Origin of the sequence: Paenibacillus piri, from assembly GCF_004354045.1 — a bacterium.
Classification (GTDB): domain Bacteria; phylum Bacillota; class Bacilli; order Paenibacillales; family NBRC-103111; genus Paenibacillus_S; species Paenibacillus_S piri.
In genome coordinates, this window is sequence record NZ_SMRT01000014.1 from 215,172 (window position 1) to 222,898 (window position 7,727).

The 7,727-nt window shown below is 50.6% G+C and carries 7 protein-coding genes, 1 rRNA gene and 1 riboswitch; of the genes, 7 read left to right on the forward strand and 1 reads right to left on the reverse strand.

Annotation, left to right across the window (positions count from 1 at the left end; genetic code table 11):
• Positions 1-23 precede the first annotated feature (23 nt).
• The 3 genes from E1757_RS25175 to E1757_RS25185 all read left to right on the forward strand — a co-directional run bounded on the left by E1757_RS25175 (position 24) and on the right by E1757_RS25185 (position 3,941).
• Entirely contained in the window at positions 24-1,274 is a 1,251-nt protein-coding gene (locus E1757_RS25175) for a DUF4097 family beta strand repeat-containing protein (RefSeq protein ID WP_133233370.1), read from the forward strand.
• A 104-nt stretch (positions 1,275-1,378) separates the two neighbouring features.
• Entirely contained in the window at positions 1,379-1,813 is a 435-nt protein-coding gene (perR, locus tag E1757_RS25180) for a peroxide-responsive transcriptional repressor PerR (RefSeq protein WP_133233372.1), read from the forward strand.
• A 391-nt stretch (positions 1,814-2,204) separates the two neighbouring features.
• The gene (locus E1757_RS25185) at positions 2,205-3,941 is read left to right on the forward strand and encodes a glycosyl hydrolase family 18 protein (RefSeq protein WP_133233374.1); all 1,737 of its coding nucleotides are present in this window, start codon (positions 2,205-2,207) and stop codon (positions 3,939-3,941) included.
• A 77-nt stretch (positions 3,942-4,018) separates the two neighbouring features.
• Here the strand turns inward: E1757_RS25185 and E1757_RS25190 are convergent, their stop codons facing one another.
• Positions 4,019-4,360, reverse strand: a complete 342-nt coding sequence (locus E1757_RS25190; RefSeq protein WP_133233376.1) for a DUF2614 family zinc ribbon-containing protein — start codon at positions 4,358-4,360, stop codon at positions 4,019-4,021.
• A 120-nt stretch (positions 4,361-4,480) separates the two neighbouring features.
• On the opposite strand from E1757_RS25190, the gene E1757_RS25195 reads away from it, so the two are divergent.
• From E1757_RS25195 to E1757_RS25210, 4 genes are all read left to right on the forward strand, one after another.
• Entirely contained in the window at positions 4,481-5,350 is an 870-nt protein-coding gene (locus tag E1757_RS25195) for a nucleotidyltransferase-like protein (protein WP_133233378.1), read from the forward strand.
• 67 nt (positions 5,351-5,417) lie between these two features.
• Positions 5,418-5,552: riboswitch (TPP riboswitch) on the forward strand.
• Positions 5,553-5,733: 181 nt separating this feature from the next.
• The gene (thiS, locus tag E1757_RS25200; protein ID WP_133233380.1) at positions 5,734-5,934 is read left to right on the forward strand and encodes a sulfur carrier protein ThiS; all 201 of its coding nucleotides are present in this window, start codon (positions 5,734-5,736) and stop codon (positions 5,932-5,934) included.
• Between the two features lie 61 nt (positions 5,935-5,995).
• Positions 5,996-6,769, forward strand: a complete 774-nt coding sequence (locus E1757_RS25205; protein WP_133233382.1) for a thiazole synthase — start codon at positions 5,996-5,998, stop codon at positions 6,767-6,769.
• 575 nt (positions 6,770-7,344) lie between these two features.
• A 16S ribosomal RNA gene (locus E1757_RS25210) occupies positions 7,345-7,727 on the forward strand; the annotation flags it as partial.

The window sequence follows — 7,727 nt, forward strand, 5'->3', positions numbered from 1 at the left end:
GTAAGGAAGGAGCTGACCCGATCATGCGCAAAGCAGGTCGCTTTACGGCGGCATTATTATTGATTGCTGTGGGCGCGGCGGTAATAACGGACCGGTATGCCGGAACGCAAATAACCGGACTTTTGATCGAATGGTGGCCGGTTTTGTTTATCGCTTTAGGCCTTGAATATATTTTTTTCAATAGTAAGTACGGGGACGGCGGCAAGCAGCTCAAGCTTGATCTCGGCGGCGTTATATTTGCGGTGTTGATATCGGCGGTCGTTATCGGCAGCACGCAGTCGGCGGATTCGTTCCGCAATTTGTTCGGCCAAATGAAGCCTGGCGGTTCAATAGGCTCGATCATGAGCGGCGAAGGTCATAAATTCGAAAAGCCGAAGGTCGCGATCGACGTTCCGGCTTCGCTGGACCGGATATCGGTAATCAATCGCAGCAGCGGCAATGTGTCGGTCAAGCCGGGCAGCACGGATCAGGTGCAGGTGGAGATGGTCGTCTATGTGACGGGCGACGAGACGGAAGCGGCTTCGATTGCGGAGCAAACCGCACTGAAGCAGGAGATGAACGGCAGCAAGCTGCAGCTTATTGCCGAAGGGAAGGAATATTCGTTCGGACCGTGGATGCAAAAAAGACCGGCTATCGATATCGTCATCACCGTACCGGCGCAAATTCAAGTCGATATGGACTTTGAAATGTCGAACGGAAAATTTAAAGCGGAACAGCTTACGTTTAAGAAAGATTTGAAAGTCCGCACCACCAACGGCGAGATTGAGGTATCCTCGTTAACCGGCAACCTTGATCTGGAGTCGACGAATGCGGCAATCAAATCGTTAAAGACGAAAGGCTTGCTGCAGCTGGAGACGACCAATGGTTCGATCGAGGTCGACAGCCATCAAGGAGACGCGAGGATCAAATCGACGAATGGGCGGCTGAAGACCGCAGACGTCACGGGCTCGATCCAGTCCGAAACGACGAATGGCGGCATCGTTATTGCAGATGCTCTCAAAGATGTGAGGGCTCACACGACGAACGGCAATGTTGACATTGTCAGCCGCAACGTGGGCGGTAACTGGGACGTCGAAACGAGCCATGGCCGTATTACGCTGAAGCTCCCGTCAACGGGAGATTATAAGGTAAAGGGCAATGGAAAACGGGACGATATCGTGACTAGCCTGCCGCTGCGCATCAGCAAGGATAAGATTGAAGGCAGCGTGGGCAGCGGAAGAAACGAAATCAAGCTGAATACGAATGGCTCCATTGTAATTGAAAAAGCCGATTAAGCCGGCCTTCCCGGAAAATGAGGCTGTCATCTTGATTGACAAATGGAAACAAAGCCGCTTACAATAAATCCAACCCTTTTTATTAGCTAAGGCGGTGAGACAGCATGGATTCCCGGTTGGAGCAGGCGTTAACCAAACTGAAAGTGACAGGGGTACGTATGACTCCGCAAAGACATGCGATTCTTGCCTACCTGCTGAACACGATGACGCATCCGACGGCGGACGAGATTTATAAAGCTCTGGCTCCGCGTTTTCCCAGCATGAGCGTCGCTACCGTTTATAATAATCTGAAGGTTTTTATTGAAGTAGGCCTAATACGTGAAATGACCTACGGCGATCATTCGAGCCGGTTTGATGCCGATATGTCGGATCATTATCATGCTTTGTGCGAGCAATGCGGCAAGCTGGTCGATTTTGCCTACAAGCCTCTTGACGATTTGGAAAGAACAGCCGGACTGGAAACCGGGTTTTTGGTCAAAAGCCACCGCGTCGAAGTGTACGGCCTATGCTCCGAATGCTTGGCGGTGCGGCAGGTTTGACGGAAATGTCGGCTGTGCAAATTGTGATATACGTGCCCGGAACCCTTGCCTGACAAGGAGCCGGGCACGTTTTTATTTGTTGAATTTGAAAGTATAAGTTTTTCATACTTGGCTTCGCACAATCTTGATAAACGCGCTCGTCCGTAGGGACGGCGAAGCCGTTTATCCTTGTTTAATCGCTAGAAAAGTCGGTATACTCTGCTTCGCACAGCCCTGACAAACGCGCCGGTCCTTGAGGACAACGGAGCCTTTTATCCTTGTTGGGGCCGCTTGCAGCCGCACCGCGTTTCAATGCCGTGAGGATGAACTTTTCCAGTCAGCCGTTGCAACTATTTCTTCAACAATAACGTATACATAATATGGACAATACCGTCATCATGGGAGTGAAAAGATGGAGCCGGAGAACCCGACGATTTTGCCTCGCAGAAAAAAAACGAGAAAACGCCCGATCCTGCTTATATTTTTTGCCATTTTACTTGGCGCTGGCTTGGGCATGTACGGATATCAATTTGTTCCTTCCAGCCAGCATGAAGCGCCGTCCTTCGATGGAAACGGCAAGCCGGTTTTTTACAAAAGGGCGATGCTGGATAAACCGGCAGACGGTAAGGAAGACGCCATCAAGCTGCCTTTCGAAACGGTACAGGAGCTGATCGATCCGACGATGATCTATGAGGAAGCGAGCGAATCTACGATCATTACGACCCAGGACAAAGTGATCCGCCTGCGGACGAGCCAGCTTACCGGAATGCTGAACGAGAAACCGTTTACTTTGAAATTTCCGTTGGAAAAAGTGAAAGGCTCGCTATATTTGCCGATGGAGCCGCTGAAGCAGCTGTATGCTTTCGAGCTTCGCGAATCGTCTGCGACGGGCGCCGTCATTCTCGTCAAGGAAGGCGATACGATTGAATGGGCCAAGACTATCGCTTACCCCGACAAGCCGAACAAGACGATTCCGATGCGCAGCGGGCCGACGATTAAATCGCCGATCTATGCCGATGTGCCGCAGGAAGAAGAGGTCATGATCTGGTCGGAGGAACCGGAGTGGTATAAAGTGCAGCTGACCAACGGTTACCAGGGCTATATTCGAAAGGAGCACCTTCAACCGGATCACCGTATGGAAACGATCCCCCCTCTGAAGGAACCGCCTCCCTTCGTTCCGACCAAGCCGATTAACGGCAAAATCAATATGACCTGGGAGCAGGTCGTGACCAAGACGCCGGATGCCACCAAGTTTTCGCCCATGCCCGGTTTGAACGTCGTCAGTCCGACATGGTTTCATTTGGAGGACGGTCAGGGAAATTTGAAAAATTTGGCCGACCCGGCCTATGTCAAATGGGCGCACAGCCAGGATATCCAGGTATGGGGGCTGTTCAGCAACGGCTTCGATCCGAAAATTACAACGGAGGCGTTGGCAACCTACGACAAGCGGATGAAAATGATCAAGCAGCTGCTCAGCTTTGCGCAGTTGTATTCGCTGCAGGGCATCAACATCGACTTTGAAAACGTGAACGTCAAAGATAAAGACCGGCTCGTACAGTTTGTCCGCGAAATGGTCCCGTTAATGCACGAGCAGGGACTTATCGTCTCTATCGACGTTACGCCGAAATCGACCAATGAGAACTGGTCCGTCTTTTACGACCGCAAATCGTTGATCGAATCGGTGGATTACATGATGCTGATGGCTTATGACGAGCATTGGGCCAGCAGTCCGGTTGCCGGATCGGTCGCTTCGCTGCCGTGGGTGGAGAACAGCCTGACGCGGATGATGAAGGAGGATCATATTCCCGCATCCAAGCTCGTTTTGTCGGTTCCTTTCTATACGCGGATCTGGACCGAGGAAACGGTGAACGGCAAAACAAAGGTCAGCTCCAGGGCCGTTTTTATGGAAAATCCGCAAAAGGTGATCAAAGACAAAAAGCTGACCCCGGTGTTCAAATCGGAGGCTGGACAAAATTACGTCGAATACAAAGAGGGCAATAAGCTGAACAAAATATGGCTTGAAGACGAGGTATCGATGAAGGCCAGAATGGACTTGGTGAAAAAGTACGATTTGGCCGGAGTGGCTTCTTGGCGCAGAGGGTACGAGGTTGAGTCGATATGGCCGCTGATTGAGAACAGCCTGAAATAACCGAATGAATGAAAACGAGCTCTTCTTCGCCGCTAAGTCTAAGAAGAGCTCGTTTTCATATGAAAGGGCGCTAAGGTTTACACATTGGCATTCGGGTCATGCTTCGGGTCGAGCGACAAAATCGTTTTGCAAAACATGCAGCGATCCGTCTTGCCGAGCAGCTTGGTCGGTTTGCCGCATTCCGGGCATTCCACGACGGTCGTGCTTGTCGACATCATGCCGGCCCAGAAATATACCGCCATGCTGGCCAGCATCGAAATCGCGCCCAGAACCATGAAGATGCCGGCCATAATTTTTCCCGCGGCGCCCCAGTTAAACACAATTCCCGCAAGCCCTACGATCATGAGGAGCATGCCGCCCATCGTCAATAATAGGCCCCATAGCCGGAACTCGTTGACTTTACTTGATCTGAATTTCATGGCTGTCACTTCTTTCCTTAAAAATAAAATGTGAGAGTTGACACATAATCAATGCAGGAAACCGTCCGGACGTGTAGAAATAGAAGGTATCCAGGAATGTAATGTAGGAGGCCAGCAGCGATGAATGCCATTAAGGAACAGCTGGTTGCCAGGCTCCGTGAAGATGAAGCAGTACTCAGCATTTTAGCGGTGGACAACCCGTCATTGTTTTCCGCTGTTACCGACGGATTTGATTTGCTGCTGCTCGTCATTTCAAAAGAAGACCTGAAAACCGACCAACAGTATCATTATATAAAAGACAACTGCCGTATACAAGAAAGATGGATAAGTCCGTCTGCGCTCAACCGTTTCATTTTGCACGGGGAGTATCGAAACCTTATTTACTGGATCTTAAAAGGAGAGATTCTTCTGGACCGGGACATCTATTTGGAAGGCTTGAGGCACCGAACCTTGGAGTTTCCGGCCGAGCTGCGCGAACATAAGCTGATGATCGAATTTTCCAGGTTTTTGCGGCGTTATTTGGAGAGTAAGGAATATATATTGGAAGACCACGTCCTTGACGCATACAACAATATACTTGAAGCGCTGCATCATTGGGCGAGAATCGTCATTATTGAAGCGGGGATTCATCCCGAGGTTACCGTGTGGCGCCAGATCAAGACGATCAATCCCGGCGTCTACAAGCTTTATGAGGAGCTGACGCTGAGCACGGAAACGTTGAAACAGCGGGTTCAGCTCGTGCTGCTCGCCTGTGAATTTTCGGTGATGAACAAAATGGAGCGCTGCTGCAAAACGTTGGTGGAAGTGCTCGCAAGCCGCGAGCAGGCATGGAGCCTGCATGAGCTGCAGCAGCACGAAGCGCTGTCCGATATCCGTGAAGAGCTGCCGCTGTTGCTTAATAAGCTGGTCAAAAAATCGTTGATCAAGGAAATCATCTATACGTTGGACGAACAGGTATCGGTTTTGGAGATCCGCTATACGACGATGTAGCCTAGGCAAAAAGTTTCGGAATCAAGCGACAGCCGACCATTTTTCTGCTATAATTGAGGCTAAAATTGAATACCACTAGGGGAGCCCTGAAAGCGGGGCTGAGAGAAGGAAGCGCATTTCCTTGACCCTTGGAACCTGATTGGCGTGCGGCGGTCGCATGCTTCTGGATGATACCAGCGTAGGGAAGTGGACGAATGTAAACCGGTTATGTACGGTTCAATTACAACAGTCAACCCTGTGCGGTTGGCTTTTTTAATTGCCGGAAAGTATAAGTTTTTGATACTTTGCTTCGTACAACTAAGCGCGCGGCGGAATGGAGAACGTTCCATATGCGCAAGTTTTGAGCCGCAAAAGTCCAGCATGCAGAAAGCGAGGTGCAGAAAGTGCAGTTAGTCATTAACGGAGAAGCGCGCGAAGTGGCGGAAGTGTCCACGGTAGCGGATTTGCTGGTGCAGTTTAAGCTCGAATCCAAAATTTTGGTCGTCGAACTGAACCGCGAAATCATCGAGCGGACGAATTATGACGGTACGCCGCTTCAGGACGGAGACCGGCTTGAGATCGTTCACTTCGTAGGCGGAGGCTAACCGCTGGGTTTGCCTTGTGTCGACGGTGTCTACGATTCTATACTATGGAGGCTAACAAGCGATGAGCGATACATTAAAGATAGGTCCTTATGAATTTAAATCCCGGCTGCTGCTCGGAACCGGAAAGTTCACAGACCTGAGCATTCAAAATGATGCGGTGAAAGCATCGGAAGCGGATGTGCTTACATTTGCCATTCGCCGGCTGCCTATCGATAACCCCGAGGCGCCCAATTTTTTGGAGACACTCGATTTGAAAAAGTTTACGCTGCTGCCGAACACCGCAGGCGCGTACACGGTTGACGAGGCGGTGCGCATTGCCAAGCTGGCCAAAGCGACCGGTTTATGCGACATGATCAAAGTGGAAGTTATCGGTGACCCCAGAACCTTGCTGCCGGATCCGATCGGAACGCTGGAAGCGACCAAAATATTGGTGGATCTCGGATTTATCGTGCTTCCCTACACTTCGGATGATCCGATTCTTGCGCGCAAACTGCAGGAAGCGGGCGCGGCTGCCGTGATGCCGGGCGCATCGCCAATCGGCTCCGGACAGGGCATAGCGAATCCGAATCAGCTGCGTTTTATTATCGAAGAAGCGAAGGTGCCGGTTATTGTCGATGCGGGAATCGGCGGACCTGCGGATGCCGCGCTCGCTATGGAGCTAGGAGCCGACGGTGTGCTGCTGAATACGGCTGTGGCCGGCGCTCAGCATCCGGTTTTGATGGCTGAAGCGTTCAAGCTGGCCGTTCAGGCGGGACGCACAGGATTTCTGGCCGGGCGGATTGCCAAGAAGCGCTATGCATCCGCCAGTAGTCCCGAGGAAGGCATGATCGAATAGTTTCGGCATAATTGCAGCAGGAATCCGTCATACTAAGCACAGTTGTAAGAAAGCGAAGAAGCCTTGCATGCAAGGCTTCTCTCTGTTTTGGTTTTAAAGTTGCTTTTGCTCCGTAAATCGTTGATAAACGCGCTAGTCCTTGAAGATGGCGAAGTCGTTTAATCATATGTAAATATTTTTTGAATTTAGTTCTTGACTTTCGTTGCAGGGCTGTGATACATTATACCTCGCCGCTGAAACGGCATCATATTGGAAGCTGTTGAATCAAGTGTTGTCTTGCATCAAACCATAAAATAACACTTGCAATTGACTAGGCCGATATGGTATATTATAAAAGTCGCCGCTAAAAAGAAGCGACATTGAATAGCAAATCGGATTATTGATAAAATGATTTGATTTTGCTGAAAATTGCCCTTTGAAAACTGAACAACGAGTGAGTGTTAAAAATGAGAATGCAAATTCTCGCTAGCATTACTTTTGAGCTTAAGACAAGCTTTTTTACATCCCCTCAGTAATGTGGGGCCCCCGAAAAGTAATCGGAATTCTCTACGGAGGTTCGCTTCACTTTTTGGGGTATCGTGGAGAGTTTGATCCTGGCTCAGGACGAACGCTGGCGGCGTGCCTAATACATGCAAGTCGAGCGGACTGTCCCTTCGGGGACAGTTAGCGGCGGACGGGTGAGTAACACGTAGGCAACCTGCCTGTAAGACCGGGATAACTATCGGAAACGATAGCTAAGAGCGGATAGCTGGACGGAACGCATGTTCTGTTCATGAAACACGGAGCAATCTGTGGCTTACAGATGGGCCTGCGGCGCATTAGCTAGTTGGTGGGGTAACGGCCCACCAAGGCGACGATGCGTAGCCGACCTGAGAGGGTGATCGGCCACACTGGGACTGAGACACGGCCCAGACTCCTACGGGAGGCAGCAGTAGGGAATCTTCCGCAATGGACGCAA